This is a genomic window from Pedobacter sp. MR2016-19 (genome assembly GCF_014947265.1).
GTDB lineage: Bacteria > Bacteroidota > Bacteroidia > Sphingobacteriales > Sphingobacteriaceae > Pedobacter.
In genome coordinates this window covers 170,762-193,841 of the sequence record NZ_JADCNK010000011.1, presented here as the reverse complement: position 1 = coordinate 193,841, position 23,080 = coordinate 170,762, and the positions used below count along the sequence as shown (strand labels likewise).

The following is a 23,080-nucleotide window of genomic DNA, read 5'->3' as shown; positions in this document are numbered from 1 at the left end:
CACCAGGCATATAAATAGCTTAACTTAATAGCATTGAGAGATCTATCTCGAGACAGATTTCTCGGCTGCGTTGCACTTCGCTCGAAATGACTGTTCGGGGGAGCTTCACTACCAATGACGACTCAGCGACCTCCATGCCTTCATTTGTGTGCTTTTCCGTAAAAACTGAGTAAACTAAAAATCCCGCTCTTTTAAAGCAGGATTTATATTATTTAAATAGATTATCCGCTTAAGAAACTCCAAAAAACGATCTTCCGGGAACGGCCTTAACCATTAATAGAATAGCTATAATAATTAAAATTAGCGCTGATCCGAAGAAAATAGCGATGGCACGGTGCTTGGCAACAGCTTCAGTTAACTTTTTCGACTTTGCATTACCTACCGTGATTAAAATAATTGCAACTACCATCATCGTGATGTGCTCCATTTTAAAATAACGCACCGCTGGTGCACCCGCACTACTCAACTTATACCATCCTTCGCTAAAATAAAGCACCAAACCAATTAACAATTGAATGTGTGCACTGATTAAAGCGAAAACATTTAGCTTTCTATCGCCTTCCGTATAGGTTTTATTCCCGAACCAGCCAGCTAAAGCCTTAGCAACAGCTATAATCAATAAAAGAAAAACCACATAGCGCCATCCGGAGTGGGCACTTTTTAAAATATCGTTCATATTAATAAATTTCTATGATTCAAAAATAGACATTAATTGTAAAAAATAGGATATTCAACAGATTGAACGCTTATTTATATTAGTTTTAAACAAATTAAAACCTAAACTTATTATGAAGAAAATTTTACCTGTCATTTGGCTGGTATTTTCTGCTACATTTCTGTTTGCACAGCAAACCTCCTTTCCTGTTAACGGCTCTTTTGATACCAGGCCTGGAATGTTTGCCTTCACCAATGCAACGATAGTGGTAAATGCCAACCAAACCTTAACAACTGCTACCCTTTTAATTAAAGGACAAACCATTCAGGCTATTGGAGCTGGCTTAGCCGTGCCCAAAGGCTATGTAGTGATCGATTTAAAAGGAAAATTCATTTATCCATCGCTGATTGATGCTTTTACGAGCTATGGTCTGGCCGAGGCACCTGCACAGCAACGCAGTTTCGGCGGTCAGCGTCAGTCTATTTTTGTATCCACCAAAAAAGGTGCCTACGGCTGGAATGAATCCATCAGACCAGAAACTTATGTAAAAAGCATCTTTTCTACCGACAGCAAAAAAGCGGATGAATTACGCAAAGTTGGTTTCGGAAGTGTAAATGTGATTAACCGCGACGGTATTGCTCGTGGAGTTTCTGCTGTAGTAACCTTAAATGAAGGTGCCGATAACAGTGTCTTTTTAAAGGACCAGACCGCAGCAAACTATTCATTTAACAAAGGAAGTTCATCAAACGATTACCCGACTTCGTTAATGGGTTCTATTGCCTTATTACGCCAAACCTACTACGATGCACAATGGTATGGCAAACAAAAAGATGAATATAATATCTCGCTGGATGAATTTGCCAAACAACAAGCCATGCCACAGATTTTTGAAGTGGATGGCTGGCAGAACATCCTGCGTGCCGATAAAATCGGGAAAGAATTTGGCAAGAAATATATTATTAAATCCACCGGCGATGAATACCAGCGCATTAATGAAGTTAAAGCTACCGGAGCAAGTTTGATCATTCCGCTAACTTTCCCTAAAGCTTATGATGTGGAAGATCCGGCAGAAGCCAGAAATATAACCTTATCACAAATGAAAGGCTGGGAACTAGCGCCAACCAATCCTGCAGCATTGGAAAAAGCGGGAATTAAATTTGCCTTAACAGCATTTGGCTTAGAAAACAGCCGCGATTTTTGGGCGAACATCCGCACAGCGATAGAAAATGGCTTAACTGAAAAACAAGCCTTGCAATCGGTTACCGAAATCCCTGCTTCACTTTTGGGCATCAGCGATAAAGTTGGTTCCCTGGAAAAAGGAAAAGTTGCTAACTTTTTGATATCATCTGATAATCTGTTCAAAAACGGAAACATTATCTTCGAAAACTGGGTACAGGGCAAGCGTTTTGTGGTAAACAAAATGGATGTAAGCGATGTACGCGGCACTTACAATTTAAATATTGATGGCGTTGGCGCTTTAACGTTAAAAATTACCGGCACTGGTGGCGGATCTACCGCAGTAATCGAAAGAGTTGGTGCAGATAGCGTAAAAACTACGGCCACCTTTACCAGAAATGGCGATTGGATCAGCATCAATTTCAACTTAAAGAAAAATCCAATAGGTGATATCCGTTTAAGCGGTTACATCACTTCGGCAAATCCAATTACCTTAAAAGGCGAATCAGCATTGGCTGATGGTGCTACAGGTAAATTTACCGCAACTTATAAAGAAGCGGTTAAAGAAACGCCTAAAAAAGAGGAGCCTAAAGCTACTTTGGCCATGGGACCTGTAATTTATCCTTTCTCTGCTTTTGGAAATACTGAATTGCCTAAACAGGAGACTGTGCTGATTAAAAATGGTACAGTTTGGACGAACGAAAAAGACGGTATCCTTCAAAATACGGATGTACTTTTAGAAAACGGAAAGATTAAAGCGGTTGGTAAAAACCTTTCGGCTAGGGGCGCAAAAGTAATCGATGCTACAGGGAAACATGTTACTGCGGGCATTATCGATGAGCACTCGCACATTGCCGGATCCGGAGGAATCAATGAAGGTGCACAATCGGTTTCTGCTGAAGTACGCGTGGCCGACATCATCAATTCAGAAGATGTGAATATTTACCGTCAACTGGCTGGCGGGGTAACCACTTCTCATATTTTACACGGTTCAGCAAACCCGATTGGTGGCCAATCACAATTGATTAAATTACGTTGGGGAAAATCGCCAGAGGAACTGAAATTTGCAGGTGCCGATGGTTTTATCAAATTTGCGCTTGGCGAAAATGTTAAACAGAGTAATTTTGGTACCGGCGCCCGTTTCCCGGTTACGCGTATGGGTGTTGAGCAAACTTTTGTGGATGAATTTACCCGGGCAAAAGAATATGCCAAAGCGCTTTCGGTAAAAGGAAACAGCGTACGTAAAGACCTTGAACTTGATGCCATTGTAGAAATTTTGAATAACAAACGTTTCATTACCTGCCACTCTTATGTACAAAGCGAAATTAACATGTTAATTCATGTAGCTGATAGTTTGGGTTTCAAGATCAACACCTTTACGCACATTTTAGAAGGTTATAAAGTGGCCGATAAAATGAAAGCGCATGGCATTGCAGGCTCGACCTTTTCTGATTGGTGGGCTTATAAAAACGAAGTAGCTGAGGCTATTCCTTACAACGGAAAAATTATGCATAATGTTGGTGTAACCACTGCTTTCAATTCTGATGATGCAGAAATGGCCCGTCACTTAAACCAGGAAGCGGGCAAATCAGTTTTATATGGTAATGTTCCTGAAGAAGATGCCCTGAAATTCGTAACGCTTAATCCGGCAAGGATGCTGCATATTGACGATAAAGTGGGTAGTTTAAAAGCAGGTAAAGATGCCGATGTGGTGATCTGGACAGCCAACCCATTGTCTATTTATGCAAGGGCGGAAAAAACTTTTGTAGACGGTATTGCCTACTGGGATCTTGATAAAGACATGCAGGTAATTAAAACACAACAGGCAGAAAAAGCACGTCTGATCCAAAAGATGTTAGAGAGCAAAAGTAAAGGTGGCCGTACCCAACGTCCAATGGGTGAAGCACCACGCCTGTACAATTGCGAAACTTTAGAAAACTATTCAGCAGAATTAACCGAGAAAGAACATGCACACTAAAACATATTTATTCAGCCTGGCTTTATCGGCAACAAGCCTGATGTGTTTTGCACAGGCAAACATTTCGCCAGCTAAAAAACAAAGCAAAACCATTGCCATAACAGGTGCAACCGTACATGTGGGCAATGGAACGGTGATTGAAAACGGAACCATCCTTTTTGGGAACGGAAAAATTATTTCGGTTACGGCTAACGGACAAGTACCACAGGACGATGTAATGCGCATTGCAGCTACAGGTAAACATATTTACCCGGGTTTTATTGCAGCCACCACCAATTTAGGTTTAACAGAAATTGAAGCGGTAAAAGCAACCCTGGATTTCCAGGAAATAGGTGATTTTAATTCGCACATCCGTTCTATCGTGGCTTACAATACAGATTCGAAAGTTCCGGCCACCTTGCGCAGTAATGGTGTGTTAATGGCACAGCCAACGCCACAGGGTGGTACCGTTTCAGGCAGTTCATCAGTGGTTCAGCTTGATGCCTGGAACTGGGAAGATGCGGCAATTAAAACCGACGATGCCATGCATATGACCTGGCCGGTTATACCTCGTTTTAGAGGTGGCTTTGGTGGCTTCGGCAGACCACAACAATCGCCGGAAGTGTTAGCAGAAAAAACGCAGGCTGCAATTGCGCAGTTAACGTCGTTTTTTGCTGAAGCGAAAGCCTATTCCGAAATGGGTAAACCCGAAGTAATCAATACCCGTTTCGAAGCGATGAAGAAAGTATTTGCTGGTAATGAGAAATTATTTATTGCGGCAGATAGTCAGAAGGACATTGTTGCAGCAGTTAATTTCGCTAAGAAATTCGGCATCACTCCCGTAATCACCGGAGCAGATGAAGCGTATCTGATCATCGATTTCCTGAAAGACAATAACATTACCCTGGTAGTGAAACAACCTCATGCCTTACCCAATAACAATGATGATGATGTAAACATGCCTTATAAAAATGCTGCCGTATTGGCTAATGCAGATTTAAACGTAGTATTGAGTATTGATGGTTATTGGCAACAACGCAATTTGCCTTTTATGGCGGGTACGGTTACGGCATGGGGATTGGATAAAGAAAAAGCGCTATCTACCATTACCTTAAATGCAGCAAAAGCGATGGGTGTTGATAAAACCACCGGAAGTATTGAAACAGGTAAGGACGCTACTTTCTTTATCTCAGCCGGTGATGCTTTAGATATGCGAACCAATAGAGTAGAACAGGCTTTTATTCAGGGCAGGGATATCAATCTTGATAACCTGCACAAACAATTGGATAAAAAGTTTAGTGATAAATATATCGCTGAAAAGAAGTAGCTAAAATAGTTTAACAGAAACGGTCAATATTAATTTATTGGCCGTTTGTTTTTAGTTAGTGTCTCACCAACCGAAATATCCAACAACAAATATGTGAGACACCAGCCGAAATATCCACCTACATGTTCGTAAGACATCACCTTAAATATAATAAATCAGGAATTTTTAATTTAACATCAGCCAGAAAATCGAACAATTTGCAAACCATTTCATAATATAAAATCACCATCAGCTTAACACTACAATAACACCTTTGCGGTCAGATAACAAATCAAAAAACTGATCATGATTAAAAATTTACTAATTGCAGTGATGCTGTTTTTATGCTATTCCACTAATTCGGCTATGGCACAAACCACACAAGCATCAATCTCGGGCATTGTAACAGATGAACAAAAGAAACCCATTCCAGGCGTTTCCATCCAGATCCGGAACAACTCAACAGGTTTTACCACTAAAACTTCTACTAATGCACAAGGTGAGTACACTTTTAAAGAACTTCCTTTGGGTGGACCTTATACGGTTAAAGCCATCTACATCGGTTACGCCGAACAAAACAGAATAGGCTACATGTTAAACCAGGGTGATGCAGTAAAGGTTGCCATTAATATGCAGGAAACTGCTCAAAACCTCGGTGGTGTAGAGATTAACGGATCTTCGTTAAGAAATAAAGTGCAACAATTTGGTGCATCTACCGAGATTTCATCTAAAACGATGAACTTATTACCAGTAAACGGCCGTAATTTCTCGAGCTTAACAGATTTATCTCCACTATCGGGAGCAAGTGGTATTGCGGGCCAGCTGGGCTCTTCTACCAACTTTACTATTGATGGTATGACGGCAAAAAACCCTACTTCAGCAGGAAGTACGACAAGCCGTAGCGGTGCGCCATATTCCATCTCTATCGAAAGTGTTCGGGAGTTTAAAGTAGTTACCAACCAATATGATGTAAGTTTAGGCCGTGCCGGTGGCGGTACAATTAGCGCTGTAACCAAATCAGGCACGAACCAGGTTACAGGTAGTGCATTCGCTTATAACAGAGCTGATTTTTTAGCGAGCCAATACGACATCAGGGGGAACAAAAGAGTGAACGATTTCTCTACATACCAGTATGGATTTAGCTTAGGCGGACCAATCATAAAAGATAAATTACATTACTTTGCCGTTTGGGATCATCAAAGAGATTCTCGTCCTTTAGTTATTGCCGATATCAATTCATCAGCAGATGAGGCCCGTTTCAACGTTACTAATACAACATTAAAAGACTTTTTAACTGTTGCCAGAAATAAATATGGCGTGGCCAATACACCTCAATATGGTTCATTCGATAAGAAAAGAGGAACCGATGCTGGTTTCTTGCGTTTAGACTGGCAAATTGATGACAAGAACTTATTAACTGTTCGGGATAATTATACCAATGATAGAAACCCACTTGGACTTGCAGATAATACTGCAATCAACTTTTACGAAAGTTACGGGAACGATAAAAATGTTGACAACAGTTTGTTAGCAACACTTCGTTCTACAGTGAGCAGCAAGGTTACCAACGAGTTAAAAGTACAGCATTTATATACTTTCCAGGCCAGTACACAAAACGATGAGTTGTCTTACGCCATACCAAGAGCTGTTGTAAATAATGTTCCTTCTACTTTATCAAACGGTACTAATGTAACTACCGCTATCCAGATCGGTGGTCACCGTTTCGGACAAGAAGGTTTTACCAATAACGTTTTTCAGTTGGTTGATAATATTTATTATAATACTGATAAAATTAAATACACCTTTGGTATAGATATTATGTACACCCATGCAAAATCATTGTATGGCAGTGAAGTAAACGGAAGGTTTGAATTTACTAACTCTGGTACAAAAGAAGCTGGAAACGTACAAACTTCAGTACAAAATTTTAATAATTTAATACCTAACCGTTACTACAGGGAAGTGCCATTGGTAGCTGACCCCACTGTAACCGGTAACTTATTAAACTCAGCCATTTATGGCCAGATGCAAACCAAATTGGGTAAAGGTTTAGATTTTACGGGAGGTTTGCGTTTAGATTATAGCAAATACCCAACATCGCCACTTAACCAACAGTTATATGATGCGATTGGTGTAAGAACTGATAATGAATTAAAACAGTTTTTAATTCAGCCACGTATCCAGTTAGACTGGGATATTAACGAAAAACATACCGATTACGTTCGTTTAGGAGCAGGTATTTTCGGATCAGATGTGAACAACTACGTAACCATTAACAACCTTACTTTTGATGGAAAACATTTTGGAACGGTTGATATAACTACTGGTATCCCAACACCAGATTTTGCCAGCTATAGAAACGGTACTGCTACCGCACCTGCATTACCGGGCGCACAAGTGGCAACCATAAACACTTATGCTGATGATGCAAAATTACCAGTGGTTTATAAAGCCAACTTATCGTACAACAAATTAATCAACGATAAAATACGTATCGGCATTACCGGTTACGCAACATTAGCCCGCAATAACTACATGTATGTAGACAGAAACATGGCGGCCAATCCATACTTTACTTTAGCAAACGAAGGAAATAGAGGGGTATTTGTGCCTTCAATTCCATCAAACGGAGTAGCAGATTGGAAAGCAGGCCGTTTAACAACTAACACCTTTGGTAGAGTGCTAGAATTAAACAGTAAAGGTAAAGTAAACCAGTTTGCCATTGTTGTTGATGGTACCTGGAAATACTTTAAAGATGGAGAAATTACTGCAAGTTATACCTGGAATGATGCAAAGGACAATACTTCTTACAATGGTAACGTAGCCAATTCTGCAACTTTATCTTTGCCAGTAGTTGATGATCCAAGGAATTTAAGCAAAATGACTTATTCTAATGGTCAGTTCCGTAATAAGGTAATTATTTATGGTACATTACCATCATTCCATGGCATTAAAGCGGGTGTGCGTTATTCGGCTATTGGCGGTACAAGATATAGCTTACTTTCGGGAAGTAATACCAACGGCGATTTCGTATCTACAAACGATCTGGCTTTCATTTTCGACAGAAATAACCCAAGTACACCTGCAAATGTTCGCAATGGCTTACAGGCATTATTGGATAATCCACTTGCAAGCAAAAGTTTAAAAGATTATATCCTAAAATACGAAGGTACATTTGCAGAACGTAATGGTGGTATTAACGGTTTTTACGGTACGATTGATTTAAGATTGGCTTACGTGATTAAATTCGGACCAGGTAAAAAACAAAGTGTCGAAATTTCTGGCGACTTGTTTAACGTGGCCAACTTATTTAAGAAAACCTGGGGTACTTCAGAAACCTTAGCTACACAGGCTATTTACGGTTTAGGAATTCCTGCAGTAAAAGACGCTGCAGGCAAAGAAATAACTCCGGCAGTAGCCAATTACGATACGACTAAGCGTCAGTTCAATTACCGGATCAATAATAGCGGTTTAGTAACGCCATCGGGTAATCCTTGGCAGGCACAAATCGGTTTACGTTACGGATTTTAAACAAATGTTAGCTAAGTATCTTAGCTTAAAGTCATAAAAAAAGGGAATGGATTTTTATCCGTTCCCTTTTTTTATGTTTGTATTTAAAACAACAAAACTTTAATGGGATTATTATTAGACTACCTGAAAAATCACAAGTGGATTGTGGTTCTGGCGTTATTGCTTGCAGGTTTCAATATTGGCTTTTCACTTTTAGATCCATATATTACCGGAAGAATTTTAGACCGTTTCATCAATCAAAAAGACAAATTAACCTATGCCCAATATCTTTGGGGCTCATTGGGTTTAATTGGTTTGGCCATTGGTGCAGCCATGGTTTCACGAATAGCCAAGAATTTTCAGGATTACTTTACAAGCGTGATTGTACAAAAAGTTGGCGCCAAAATGTATGCCGATGGCTTACAGCATTCGCTAAAATTACCCTACCAGGTATTTGAAGATCAGCGAAGTGGTGAAACTTTGGGTATTTTACAAAAGGTACGCTTAGACTCAGAAAAATTCATCACCGCATTTATCAGCATCTTATTTGTAAGCTTAATCGGGATGATCTTCGTAATCGTTTATTCTGTTTCTATAAGTTATAAGGTTACTCTGGTTTATTTTACAGCCATTCCAATCATCAGCTTTGTCAGCTGGTTTTTGAGTCGGAAAATTAAAACCATTCAACGTTCTATTGTTGGTGAAACAACCGCTTTGGCTGGCTCTACCACAGAATCATTAAGAAACATTGAACTGGTAAAAAGTCTTGGGCTAGCCAACCAGGAAATTGAAAGATTAAACAAAACCACTTATAAAATTTTGGGCCTCGAACTTAAAAAAGTAAAGTACGTTCGGAGTATGAGTTTCGTTCAGGGTACCACGGTCAACCTGGTCCGGAGTACCATGATTTTGGTTTTGCTATTGCTTATTTTTGATAATTCCATTACAGCGGGGCAGTATTTAACTTTCCTTTTTTATTCCTTTTTCCTTTTCGGACCATTGCAGGAACTCGGAAATGTAATTTTAGCCTGGCGTGAAGCGGAAGTTTCTTTAGGGAACTTTAAAAAGATACTGAGCACACCAATTGATAAGAAACCTGAAAACCCTATTTCCATTCAAAAAATTAAAGATTTAACCTTTAACGAAGTTGGCTTTAAACATCAAACTGCCAACCGTAATGCCCTGGAAAACATTTCTTTCAAAACCCATAACGGTCAAACCATTGCCTTTGTTGGTCCTTCAGGTTCCGGAAAAACAACTTTAGTAAAACTATTAGTTGGCTTGTATCCGGCAAAAGAGGGTGAGATTTTATACAATGGCATTTCCAGCAGCGCAATTGATTTAGATGCCCTGCGCGAAAAAATTGGTTTTGTTACACAAGATACACAGCTGTTTTCGGGAACGATAAGAGAAAACCTGTTATTTGTAAACCCTAAAGCTACAGATGAGGAATGTTATAAAGTATTAAACCAGGCTGCATGTCAAACTTTATTGGCAAGGGCTGATAAAGGTCTGGATTCGCTGATTGGTGAAGGTGGCGTGAAGGTTTCGGGAGGAGAAAAGCAACGTTTATCAATCGCCAGAGCACTGCTCCGTCAGCCAGATATTCTGGTTTTTGATGAAGCAACATCTTCGCTTGATTCAATTACAGAAGAGGAGATCACCAAAACCATTCGTTCGGTTTCAAATTTAACCGATCACATTACCATTTTGATTGCGCACCGTTTATCAACGATAAAACATGCCGATAAAATTTATGTATTAGAGAAAGGCCATATTATTGAGCAGGGCAAACATGAAGAACTAATTGCACAAAATGGTTTATATCAGGCCATGTGGCGCCAACAAATTGGCGAAAGGATTGTTGAAGCTTAAGGAACAATATTTTTAATCATGTTACTGGCACAAGTAGAGAGCAATCACATCGCAATTATCATTGTTATAGCAGCTATATTATGGCTCGCTTTAATATTAACCGCATTGTACCATATATCAAGAAACAGCAGCATGGGTTTTACGGTAAAAGTACTCTGGTTTATCATTATCCTTTTCGCCCCATTTCTAGGCTCGATTATTTACCTCATGTGGGGCAAGAATAAGAAGTTTTAATTTTCACCATGGTCCGTGCCTTCACGGGCCATTTTTGCTTTTCACCATAAAGACACAATAAATAGTTAATTTATTATTGATTCCAGAGTTGTCAACTTTCTAACAAAAGGCTATTAAAGTTGACAACTCTTATCGCCATTGTTCCTGTCATCACGAATCATTTTTGTTTTTCACCACCAAGAAACAAAGACACAATAAATAGTTAATTTATTATTGATTCCAGAGTTGTCAACTTTCTAACAAAAGGCTATTAAAGTTGACAACTCTTATCGCCATTGTTCCTGTCATCACGAACCATTTTTGTTTTTCACCACCAAGAAACAAAGACACAATAAATAGTTAATTTATTATTGAATTCTAGAGTTGTCAACTTCCTAGCAAACTGGCTATTAAAGTTGACAACTCTTTTAGGCAAATGTATAACTGACGTTTTTTTAACTGCTGCGGGTTTTGCATGAGGGATAGAAGTGGAAATCCTTTTTTGATTTTTCTTCAAAAAAGATTGCAACGAATAGCCCGACCCTTGCGCAGCTTGAGGCATGCCCAAATTATTTGCAATAACGTGTTTATCAGTAATTAAAGATGAATTTCAGAGTTGTCAACTTTCTAGCAAAAGGCTATTAAAGTTGACAACTCTTTTAGTAACTAAACAGCCTTGGTGGTTTGCTCATTAATATCCTGCAAACTTAGCCTGATTAACGACTTCGTTTTTAACCAGGTAATAAATGCGATCCCTATGGTCATACTTCCACCAAAAACAACTGCTGGAACAGTTCGCATTAATTTAGCGGTCAGACCAGATTCAAAGGCGCCAATTTCATTTGACGAACCTATAAACATGCTATTTACAGCTGATACTCTTCCTCGCATCTCATCAGGCGTAAGCAATTGCATGATGGTTTGGCGGATGATCACACTCACACTGTCGAACGATCCTTCCAGAAATAAGAAAAACAGCGTTAAATAGAAACTCTTAGATAGCCCGTAGCAAATAATACTTAAACCAAATCCGGTAACAGCAATAAGCAGGTTTCTCCAGGGCTTTCCCATCGGCGAAAAACGGGTCATTGCTAACATGGTAATCACAGAGCCTGTTGAGGCCGCAGCACGCATAAAGCCTAATCCCTCGGGGCCCACTTTTAAAATATCATTAGCGAAAACAGGCAGGAGAGCTACAGCACCCCCGAAAAACACAGAAAACAGATCCAGGCTCATCGCCCAAACCATCATCTTGGTTTTAAACACAAATTGTATCCCTTCTGTTAAGCTTTGCCCAATACTCATTTTAGGAAGAAATTTAGGCGGATGCACTTTTAGAAAAAAGATACATATTAATGAAATGAATATAAATGAAATAATCACAACATAGGTTACGGTAATCCCCAAAAAACCATAGATTAAACCTCCTGCTGCAGGACCTAATATTGATGCCAATTGCCAGCTGGAGCTACTCCAGGTACTTGCATTTGGATATATCTCTTTGGGAACAATAGAAGCCTGCAAAGAGAAGTTTGCAGGGCCGAAAAAACCTCTTGCAAGACCAATACAAAAAACCATACCATATAGAATTTTTACAATCCAATCGTTAGATAGATAAGGCTTCATGTAAATGCTCGTTACGATCAGCATAGTTACAGAGCATAAAAATACAGTCGAGAATATTTTAAGCAATAGTGCTCTTTTTTCACTTTTATCTGCAATATATCCACCATAGAGTGCAATTGCTATCGCTGGAATGGCTTCGCAAAGTCCAATTAATCCTAATGCAAGAGGATCCTTAGTTAAATGATAAATGTAGATGCCGAGTACAATAGCTTGCATTTGATAAGCAAAAGTAAAAAAGAATCTCAGCCCGATGTAAGAACGAAATTCTTTATACCGCAAGGCAGCGAATGGATCTTGTTTAACGATTATGGGGTTGGAATTTGACACTGAAAAGAGTTTATCTGCAAAATTAAGCTTTGAAAATGAATAAATAACAATAGATAAATGCTTAACATGGATTATTTCTGTAGATAGCTGATAAATGGCTATTCGGTAATCTAACTTAATTGATGATGAGCATATATAAAATAAACTTCTATCCTTTTCCTCTTACCAAATCTTCATCTCAGCATCTTACTGAAACAAAAAACCCGATGGATAGCGTAAGGCTATCCATCGGGTTAAATTTTAAATGATACGTTTAGTATCCCGGGTTTTGTTCGAGTGCGTTATTTTTGTTTACTTCATCGCGGCTAAATGGCCTGAAATAAAGTTTATCGTTCCAACTCCTATTTTCCTGTGCATTTTCTACAACTGGGGTGTAGGTATAATCGTAAATGGTATTATCGTAATGGTAAGGGGCCGACATAGTTTTGCCAGGTTTAAATTTACCAGTAACCTTAATATAAGTGGTTTTTCTGCCCAATGTTTCACCTGCAATTAACCACCTGCGGGTATCATGATAACGTTGTTCTTCGTAAGCCATTTCAATACGGCGTTCGTGACGGTAAGCTTCTCTAAGTCCATCCTGATCTGTAGCGGTTACAGCTGGCATACCTGCTCTGAAACGGATTTTGTTTAACCAAGTTGTAGCATTATTTAATTCACCAAGCTCAATGCTCGCTTCGATATAATTAAAAACCGCTTCAGTATACCTAAAGAACGGCCACGGTACATTCTGCGACATCGAAGCATCAACAATAGCTGGATCCGGATCGATAAATTTATGATAATAATATCCTGTCCAGCTACCATTCCAGTTTTCGATAGCACTCGCACGTGTATCTAAACCTTTAAAGTCAATTCTGCCAGAGTTATCCATTAAATCATAAATACCGGTCTGGATTTGGCTAGCCGGATCAACATCACCCGAAGCTTTATCACGCGGTTTCCAACCTGCACCATCATATAAAATGGTTGCATAAAAACGAGGGTCTCTATCCTGATAAGGATTAGCTTTTTGTGTGGTATTTGTCCAGCTAAATTTGCTACCATCTTGCATCTCATAATCATCAACCAACAAACCAATAGGTGTATTTCCCGCCCAATTATGGTAACCATTCGGACCATTCTGCTGTGCATGTTTAATATTGTTCTGGATGATAAAATAACGGGCAAAAATAAGTTCTGATGACGCAGTAGCATCTATACCCGGTGCTTTACTAGCTCCGCCCATGGCAATACTTTTATAATTTAACTGGCCATCTGTTACCGTAGCGGGCACAGAAAGATTTAATTTATAACCTGTACCCAGATCCATCACGGCTTTCGCAGCTGTTTGTGCCAAACGGTAACGATCGGCCTGGCTGCCACTGGCATAACTTAAAAAATCTAATTTTTGGGCAGCAATACCTGTAATTTTCGAAGTAAGTTTTGCCCTGTCATGCAGGTCGCTTGCAGCATAAATTAATACCCTTGATTTTAAGGCCAATGCAGCAGTTACAGTAGTACGCCCTTTATCTAACGTTTTACCTGTTAACAACCTGCTGGCTTCATCGCAATCTTTAACAATAAAATTTACACATTCTTCATACGTATTTCTTTTTACGTTATAGTTATCATCTAACACATAAATTTTTGTGATAAGTGGTACAGCGCCATAGAAACGCAATAACTGCTGATAGTAGTAAGCCCTTAAAAAATACGCTTCGCCCAATAACTGATCTTTTAACGATTGACTGCTCAAACCATTATCGCCACTTGTTATTTTTTCGATGGTAATATTACAGGCCCTGATGCGATTGTACATTTGTTTATATGCCCAGGTATCATCTACCCAACCTAATGTAGAAGGATTAATGGTAGCATTATTAACCAGATCTATACCGCGGGTTGGGTGTGTAAACAGGGCTTCATCTGAAACAGAAGCTAACATTTGTTCAGAGAAACCTCCAATACCTAATCCGTTATAGATATCATTAACGAAGGCCTGTGCAGTTGCCGGATCTTTCCATACTGATTCTGCCGGTACCTGGCCAGGCGATTCTACATTTAAAAAATCTTTTTTACAGGATGCTGCAAAAATAGTAGTGAAAATTAATATATAGAGCTTTATATTTTTATTTATTGCTTTCATATTCTTGATTGTAACGGGTTAAACTTGATTACACTTTAAAAAGCGGCTTTAATACCAAAATTGATTACCCTGGCCTGTGGATAATATTGGCCACTCGCATTGGTAGATTCGGGATCCCATATCTTGATTTTATCCAGCGTAGCCAGGTTTAATCCGTTCGCATAAACCCTTACGCTATTCAGTCCTGCTTTTTCTACCAGCGTATTTGGCAAAGTATAGCCTAACTCTACGTTTTTAAGCCTGATGTAATTATTGCTCCGCAACCAATAAGTATTGTTTAATGCATTATTACTATCGGTATAATAGGTAGCTCCACGGTTTGATAAACGTGGATTTACCGAACTTGGATTATCAATGCTCCAACGGTTTAGGTATGACCACTCCAGGAAATTACCAATATCGCCAGATTCGGTTATACCCACAATCTGCATCCCGCCGGTTGCGCCCTGCACGAGTACCGACAAATCGAACCCTTTATATTGCAGGTTCAAATTGAATCCTCCGGTAAAGGTTGGTGTGCCGTTTTTATCCAGGCGGATTTTATCATCTGCATTGATTTTGCCATCACCATTAATATCCTTAAACTTCATATCACCAGGACGTAAGGTGCTGGTTAGCGCACTATAATTTAATGTATTGGCATTAATTTCTGCCTGATCTTTAAAAACGCCATCATAATCGTATACTAACCAGGAGTTGGTTATACGACCAGTTGAGTACTGCCATTCAGGAGCACCAGGGGTTTCATCCCAAAAAATGATTTTATTTTTCGCATAGCCTCCGTTTACACTCACTCCAAAGTTTAAATCACCAACCTGGTCATTGTAGCTCAATTTAAATTCAAAACCTTTGTTGTTTACCTTTCCAAGATTTACAGGTGGTAAACGATCGGTAATACCCGAGCTTTCAGGCACTGAACTACCTCTGCTAATTAGAATGTTTGTACGTTTATTATAGAAATAATCTAATTCGAGTGATAATTTGTTATTTAGAAAGGATGCATCCAAACCTACGTTGGTATTATTGGCTACTTCCCATCCAAAGTTGAAATTAGGTACTTTTCCTTCTGTTAACGTTTTAGTAACAAGATCGTTAAACGTATATGTTCCAAAATTCATTAAACTGAGGTATTGGTATTCTTGCAGTGCATCTCCGAAATATGCTTCAGCACCCATCTGGCCATATGATGCCCTAAGTTTTAAATTGTTTACGAACTTAACATTTTCCTTGAAGAAAGGCTCTTCTGATAAGCGCCAGCCAACTGATACCCCTGGAAAGAAACCGAAACGCCTATCGGTTGGGAAGATGTAAGAACCATCTACACGCCACAAAAATTCGGCAAGGTATTTTTCCTTATAGTTATATCCTACCCTTCCAAAATAACTTAAACGTGCCCTCTTGAATAAGTTGTTTGGATCGCCGGGATTATTACCTAATGATTGCTCGCGTTCATCACCAGCCAATAATTCCTGAACAGATTGTGAAATAAAATATCTTCTGAAAGCTGTAAAACCATCATTGTCAACTTTTTCGCGGGTTACCCCAGCCATCAAACCAATATTATGATCACCAATTTTTTTATCATAATTAATCATTCCCGTCAGGTTGATCGCCAATTGCCCGCCAGCAGTTTCCCTTAACCTGGGATCGGTATATTGCGACCTTACCGTACCTGTTAATACTGGCGTTACACCATCGGCCTGAAACGTTTTTTTATCCCAATCGTAAAGTGTCCAGGGTAATTGCCAGTTTTTCTGTCTGCCAGAATATTTATCTATTGCAGCTATACCTGTTACCTTTAATCCTTCCAGGCCAGGAATTTTAATTTCTACCTTACCGGTAGTTTGAAAGTAATCTCTAACATCTTTATTAGTTCCCGTTAAATCTGTAGTGGATACTACCGGGTTATAACCATATTCAATATCTTTTCCGGGCTTGCCATCTGGCCATATTGCAATTTCATTTGGACGTCCCCTCATTAAAAACCTGAAGATATCACTAGCTCCAACTGTTGGAAAATTACGGTCTTCCTCTCTGGCCGATACCCCTAACGTTGTGGTAATATATTTACTCAACTTTGCTTCGAGATTAAACCGCATATCGTACTGTTTGTAGCCTGTGGCAGAATTTTTATAATATCCATCCTGATCCAGATAGCCCAGAGAAACCAGGTATTTTACATTTTCACTGCCACCGTTAATCTGAACATTATGCCTTTGCTGAGGCGACCAGTTCTGAAAAGTCGTTTTAAACCAATCCGTATTAGGGTATCTTAGCGGATCTGAACCATCGCCAAACTTCCTGATTTCATCAGCCTTATAAGCGGCATTAATTGTTTTTCCGGTTGTAGAAGTATAAGAACCGGTAGATTTAAAACTGTTCCATGCCGCCGACCATTCATTTGGATTAATATCCGAACCAAAGATATTCAACTCATTCAGAATTTCGGCATATTGTACAGAGTTAGCCATTTTCGGTATGCGTGTAGGCTGTTGCAAGCCATAACTAAAGTCGTATGAAAACTGTGGCTTTCCTGATTTACCCAATTTTGTGGTAATTAAGATTACCCCGTTAGCCGCTTGCGAACCGTAAATAGCAGCAGATGCATCCTTTAATACCGATACACTTTCAATATCGTTTGGATTTAACCTTTCTATACCACCTGCACGGTTAGGGATACCATCAATTACAATTAGTGCATTATTGTTTCCAAGCGAGTTTGTCCCACGGATTCTGATGGTAGAACCGTCGTAGCCTGGCTCTCCACTCCCCTGTAAAGCCGTTACACCAGGTAAGCGCCCGGCTAGTGAATTGGTTAAGTTTACCGATGAGGATTTAGCGAGTTCAGTACCTTTAACAGATGCAACCGCACCAGATACAACCGCCTTTTTTTGGGTTCCATATCCTACTACTACTACTTCAGATAAGTTTTGGTTATTCTCTGATAACCGTACATTAATGTTGGTTTGGCTCTTTACCTGAACCTCCTGATCTACGTAACCTACGTAGGTAAATACGAGTGTTGCATCTTCAGGTACTTTAATGCTAAAATTTCCGGAGCCGTCGGTTACTGTGGTTGCTGTGCCTCCCTTTAACTTCACGCTTACGCCTGGAATTGGGCCCTTAGCATCTGTAACCTTCCCCTTCACAATAATATCCTGGAGGGGTATTTTGTAAAAATCAAAGGGTTCCTTTTCATGCAATGATGTTTCAGCAGACGTGCTGGCAAGTGGAGAAAAGACCAGACAACCACCGCAAACAAGAAACATGCTACTTCTGGCAAAAGTCCTCAATAGATTTTTTTTCATAGTTTTTAATTTATTTTGGTTAGATATTGATTGTAATACAATTTAATATTCATGAGTAATCACGAACTGTCAGTATTTGCATTATTATAACTTGATTTATTGAGTTAATTATCTACATCAATCCCCTATAGAACTGTTGCCCTCTGATAGATATTCAATAAATCACGGTAAACCATTATAAATCCCCTTATCTGACACACAACTAATTATGATAAATTAAACTACTGAGTAAGGTACGCCTGACTTAGACTTGTCAACAAAACAGTTCATAATTGGTTACACGCAAGATAGGAATATTAGGAACTTAAAAAAGGGGGTAAAATAATAATTGTAAGGGGCTGAATCGTAAAAAAACTATTACAAAACTACGACAAGTAAGACAAATAATACAATAGCGAATTTTATTGCAAAAAGGAGAGATAAGAAAATTATAATATTAGAAAATTAAACTCTATACAAATTAACTTATCTTATCAAAAGAAATTCCTCTTTCCAGCTTTTTCAGATATGCCTTTATAATGGTATTTTCAGGTTTTTCTAACTGGGGATCTTCCGAAAAAAGTTCAATAACCGTATTCCGTGCTTCAGATAAAATTACCTGATCTTTAGCCAGATCTGCAAGTTTTAGATCCAGCACGCCGCTTTGCTGTGTGCCGGTAATATCTCCAGGACCACGAAGCTGCAGGTCTATTTCCGATATTTCGAACCCGTTATTGGTCCGTACCATCGTTTCTAACCGGATTTTGCCTTCCTTACTGAGTTTGTTACCACTCATTAAGATACAAAAAGATTGTTCCGCCCCACGGCCAACCCTGCCACGCAACTGGTGAAGCTGTGAAAGACCAAACCGTTCAGCATTTTCAATCACCATTACAGAAGCATTAGGTACATTAACACCTACTTCAATTACAGTTGTAGCCACCATAATCTGACTTTTACCATCAATAAACTGTTGCATTTCGAACTGTTTCTCAGCATTTGGCATTTGTCCATGCACAATACTGATCTGGTAATCGGGTCGGGGAAATTGGTAGCTGAGCTGCTCAATTCCAGCTTCGAGATGCAAAAGATCTAATTTCTCGCTTTCCTTAATTAAAGGATAAACAATATAAACCTGCCTGCCTTTAGCAATTTCTTGTTTCATAAACCCGAACATTCTAAGTCGCTGGCCTTCAAAAAGGTGCTTTGTTTCGATGGGTTTTCTGCCCGCAGGTAATTCATCAATAATAGAAACATCAAGATCACCATATAAGGTCATTGCCAAAGTACGCGGGATTGGTGTGGCCGTCATCACAAGGATATGAGGAGGGATAATATTTTTCCTCCAAAGCTTAGCACGCTGTTCCACACCAAAACGGTGTTGTTCATCAATCACAACCAGTCCTAAATTTTTAAACTGAACCTTATCTTCAATCAATGCATGTGTTCCAATCAGAATATCGATTTCTCCATTCTCCAGTTGCGCGTGCAAAACAGTACGTTCCTTCTTTTTAGTATTTCCAGTGAGGATAGCAACACGCACCAGGTCTCCGGAAACAAGGTCTGTAATAGAGGCATAATGCTGACGGGCCAAAATTTCGGTCGGAGCCATCATACAAGCCTGATAGCCGTTGTCATTTGCCAGCAGCATGCTCATCAATGCCACTGCTGTTTTACCACTCCCCACGTCGCCCTGAACAAGCCTGTTCATTTGCACACCGCGTTGCGTATCAATCCTGATTTCCTTAACCACACGTTTCTGAGCATTGGTTAACTCGAACGGCAAAAATTCCTTATAAAAACGGTTCACCTTTTCACCAACTTTATCAAAGGTTGCACCTTTAAATTTTAATTGACGCAAGTGTTTATTATGCAAAAGCTGCAGCTGAATAAAAAACAGCTCCTCAAACTTTAACCGTCTTTCAGCAGCACTTAAATCCTTCTGATTTTTAGGAAAATGAATGTTCAGCAAAGCCATCCTTTTATCTGGCAGCTGATATTTATCGATGATGTATTGTGGTAAATTTTCGGGCACCTGAGGTATAATCTGATCTAACAGGCCAGCGATTAAACGCTGCAGACCCTTTGAATCGAGATTAAACTTTTTAAGCTTCTCTGTTGAGTTATAAACCGGCTGCAAAGTTAAATTTCCTCTTCCCACCTGTTTGCGCTGATACAGCTCCATTTCAGGATGGGAAATACTGAATATTCCGTTAAAGATGCTTGGTTTCCCAAAGGCGACGTAAGCTGTGCCCACGGTAATATTATCGTCAACCCATTTTAAGCTCTGGAACCAAACTAGTTCCATGATTCCGGTTTCATCTTTAAAAACAGCAATAATGCGCTTAGCTCTTTTATCGCCTATTACTTTTTTATTGATTACACGCCCAATAATCTGGATATACTGCGAATCGGGATTGATCTGATTGATCTTAAAATATTTTGTACGGTCTATGTATCTGAAGGGGTAGTGCGCAAGCATATCCTGATAAGTGAATAAGCCGAGATCCTTCTTCAAAACATCGGCACGGCTTGGCCCAACGCCTTTCAAAAACTCAACAGGTGTATCTAATACCGAATTAAACAAAATATTCTACTATTTCTTGTAAACAACATTTTTAGCAAAGCCGCATTAAAAATAACGATCGGTAGCAGCAAAAGCAAATAAGCAAAAAATTGGTGCAGATCTATTTTCTCTTTAAAGTAGAAAAATGCGCCGTTAAAAGCAACAACTGGATTGAGATATATTAAATACCCAGGTCAGAAGAGGTATTCTCAGTAAGGTATAGGTATGTTGGAGAACCTTTTATGTAAGCAAAGGTAGACATTGTTCCCCAGGTAATGTAAGGAACAATGTCCGCATAAAAATTTACTCTTATTTTTTGTAAATTAACTTACAATGGCAATTACAGAGATTTCAACATTAACGTTTTTAGGTAACACCGAAACCTGAACTGTTTCGCGAGCTGGAAAATCAGCAGTAAAATACTGTCCATAAACCTCATTTACCTGAGCAAAGGTACCCATATCACTTAAGAAAATAGTAGACTTTACTACATTCTCAAAGGTTAAACCTGCCTCAAGTAAAACAGCTTTAAGGTTGCGCATCACCTGGTGAGTCTCCTCTTCAATATTGCCAATATTTAATTCTCCATTTTCAGGATTGATGGCAACCTGGCCCGATACGAATAAAAAATTTCCAGCTTGTACAGCTTGGCTATATGGTCCAATTGGAGCTGGAGCATTGTTTGTTTTAATAATTTGTTTCATACAATTAGGGTTATTTAACAAGCCACTGAACAAGCTTGTAGATGATACCTGCAAGAAAAATTAAGATGGCCAATGCATTAATAAAATGCATAATTCTCAGATTGATATTATTTGGCCTGTTTGGATCCTTTTTTCTAAAGAAGTACATGATACAAACTTAGCTAAAAAGCTTAACACAGAAAACTAAAAGGCATAAAAAAAAGTCCTGATTTTCATCAGGACTTTTTTAAATCTTATATTGAAATACTAGTTTCTAGCAGTTTCAACACGACGGTTTTGGATACGACCTTCTTCAGTATCGTTAGAAGCAATTGGATTAGCTTCGCCATTACCTTTAGTAGCAACTTGACTAGCGTTAACGCCAGAGTTTACTAAGTAAGTTTTAACAGAGTTAGCTCTGTCTTTAGATAATTTCAAGTTATATGCAGCAGTACCTTCGCTTGAAGCGTAACCGTTTACAGTTACTTTACCACCGTTTTCACGTAACACTGAAGATAATTTATCTAAAGTAGGGTAAGACTCAGTTTTTAAAACTGAAGAGTTGAAATCGAAACCGATTTTTTCGAAACCTGTTACATTGCTAGTTGCAGTTGTATCAGCTACCATTTTAGGAAGAGGACAACCTGAACCATCAACAGCAGTACCAGCAGGAGTTCCTGGGCATTTATCGAATTGATCAGCAACACCGTCACCATCAGTATCTTTTTTCAAATCTTCAACAGATTTCTCAACAGCAGAAACACGGTTTTTCAATGCTTCAACTTCTTGACGTAAAGTTGGATCTTTTAACTCATCATACATAGTAGCTAATGGGTTAGTCCACTCTAAACTTGGTTTAGCAGAAGAACCTAAAGAGAATTCTAAACCAGCATAACCGTAAGAGAATTTATCTTTAGTTTGACCTTTTGCATAAACTCCGTCTAAGTTGTCAGCATCAACAAAGTTCATGGTGTAACCTAAGTTAAAGTTAACACGCTCAGAAACTTTGAATTTAACACCAGCACCAACTGGAATGTAGAAACCTTTTACGTAATCTTTAGCATCATGTCTGTCATCAGCAGGACCAACAGCACTACCTTTCCAGTCGATAGTTTGATTAGCACTAGTAGTAATTTTTGGAGCATAAGCCATATAACCAGCACCAGCAGTTAAGAAGAAACCTACTGAATTCTCACGACGTAAGAAATCGATAGAACCTACATTTACAACACCACGTAAATCTACAGCATATTGTAATTCAGTTTCAAAATCTTTAACTGATGAAGTAATACCTTCGTTATTACCTGAAAGTTTACCACGAGTTCCGTTTAATTCTAAACCGAAAGAGTGACCTAATTGTTTACGGATGTTTAAACCGTAACCTAAGTTAGCATCCCATTTGTTGAAGTCATTAGAACCGCCGATAGCAACAACTGGCATTAAAACACCGCCGTGTACACCAATAGACCAAGTTCTGTACTGTCCTCTACCGCCAAATACCTTGACAGCAGAAGTGGTTGCAGGAGCATCCTGAGCGACAGCAAGAGAAGCAACTCCTGTTAATGCCACTAAAGAAAGCGCAACACTTTTCTTTAAAGTAGAATAATTCATAATCTTTTTTCTTTTTTAAGGGTTAAACAATTTAATTGATTAATTTTTCAGTGAAGGCAAAATTAATCAAAATTTTAAATTTTCAAACTTTTATACAAACTCCGTTCCAAACTTTACCGTAACTAATCATTTTATTACATTTGGCCATTACCAATATTAA

General features: G+C 39.0%; 13 protein-coding genes. 5 read left to right on the top strand and 8 right to left on the bottom strand.

What is annotated here, in order from left to right:
• Nucleotides 1–229: 229 nt before the first annotated feature.
• A complete protein-coding gene (locus IM793_RS15795) occupies nt 230–676 on the bottom strand; it encodes a cytochrome B (protein ID WP_193422955.1) in 447 nt (148 codons plus the stop codon).
• A 112-nt stretch (nt 677–788) separates the two neighbouring features.
• On the opposite strand from IM793_RS15795, the gene IM793_RS15790 reads away from it, so the two are divergent.
• From IM793_RS15790 to IM793_RS15770, 5 genes are all read left to right on the top strand, one after another.
• The gene (locus tag IM793_RS15790; protein WP_193422953.1) at nt 789–3,809 is read left to right on the top strand and encodes an amidohydrolase family protein; all 3,021 of its coding nucleotides are present in this window, start codon (nt 789–791) and stop codon (nt 3,807–3,809) included.
• Complete coding sequence (locus IM793_RS15785) at nt 3,799–5,115, top strand: amidohydrolase family protein (RefSeq protein WP_193422951.1); 1,317 nt, start codon at nt 3,799–3,801, stop codon at nt 5,113–5,115. The genes IM793_RS15790 and IM793_RS15785 overlap by 11 nt, the downstream gene beginning before the upstream one ends.
• Nucleotides 5,116–5,400: 285 nt before the next feature.
• On the top strand, nt 5,401–8,625 hold the full coding sequence (locus tag IM793_RS15780) for a TonB-dependent receptor (protein WP_193422949.1): 3,225 nt from the start codon (nt 5,401–5,403) through the stop codon (nt 8,623–8,625).
• A 102-nt stretch (nt 8,626–8,727) separates the two neighbouring features.
• On the top strand, nt 8,728–10,479 hold the full coding sequence (locus IM793_RS15775; RefSeq protein ID WP_193422947.1) for an ABC transporter ATP-binding protein: 1,752 nt from the start codon (nt 8,728–8,730) through the stop codon (nt 10,477–10,479).
• Nucleotides 10,480–10,497: 18 nt separating this feature from the next.
• Nucleotides 10,498–10,713, top strand: coding sequence for a PLDc N-terminal domain-containing protein (locus tag IM793_RS15770; protein ID WP_193422945.1), 216 nt, complete (start codon nt 10,498–10,500; stop codon nt 10,711–10,713).
• A gap of 645 nt (nt 10,714–11,358) precedes the next feature.
• On the opposite strand, the gene IM793_RS15765 is transcribed toward IM793_RS15770, so the two are convergent.
• The 7 genes from IM793_RS15765 to IM793_RS15740 form a co-directional block, all read right to left on the bottom strand.
• A complete protein-coding gene (locus IM793_RS15765) occupies nt 11,359–12,645 on the bottom strand; it encodes an MFS transporter (protein WP_193422943.1) in 1,287 nt (428 codons plus the stop codon).
• Nucleotides 12,646–12,898: 253 nt separating this feature from the next.
• Nucleotides 12,899–14,773: a RagB/SusD family nutrient uptake outer membrane protein gene (locus tag IM793_RS15760; RefSeq protein ID WP_193422942.1), complete on the bottom strand. Its 1,875-nt coding sequence runs from the start codon at nt 14,771–14,773 to the stop codon at nt 12,899–12,901.
• A gap of 35 nt (nt 14,774–14,808) precedes the next feature.
• Nucleotides 14,809–18,081, bottom strand: a complete 3,273-nt coding sequence (locus tag IM793_RS15755) for a TonB-dependent receptor (RefSeq protein ID WP_227256272.1) — start codon at nt 18,079–18,081, stop codon at nt 14,809–14,811.
• A 460-nt stretch (nt 18,082–18,541) separates the two neighbouring features.
• Nucleotides 18,542–20,647: an ATP-dependent DNA helicase RecG gene (gene recG, locus IM793_RS15750; protein ID WP_193422941.1), complete on the bottom strand. Its 2,106-nt coding sequence runs from the start codon at nt 20,645–20,647 to the stop codon at nt 18,542–18,544.
• A 302-nt stretch (nt 20,648–20,949) separates the two neighbouring features.
• A complete protein-coding gene (locus tag IM793_RS15745) occupies nt 20,950–21,330 on the bottom strand; it encodes a RidA family protein (protein ID WP_193422940.1) in 381 nt (126 codons plus the stop codon).
• Between the two features lie 10 nt (nt 21,331–21,340).
• Entirely contained in the window at nt 21,341–21,478 is a 138-nt protein-coding gene (locus tag IM793_RS25160; protein ID WP_370629795.1) for a DUF6728 family protein, read from the bottom strand.
• A 98-nt stretch (nt 21,479–21,576) separates the two neighbouring features.
• The gene (locus tag IM793_RS15740; protein ID WP_193422939.1) at nt 21,577–22,920 is read right to left on the bottom strand and encodes an OmpA family protein; all 1,344 of its coding nucleotides are present in this window, start codon (nt 22,918–22,920) and stop codon (nt 21,577–21,579) included.
• Nucleotides 22,921–23,080: the final 160 nt, after the last annotated feature.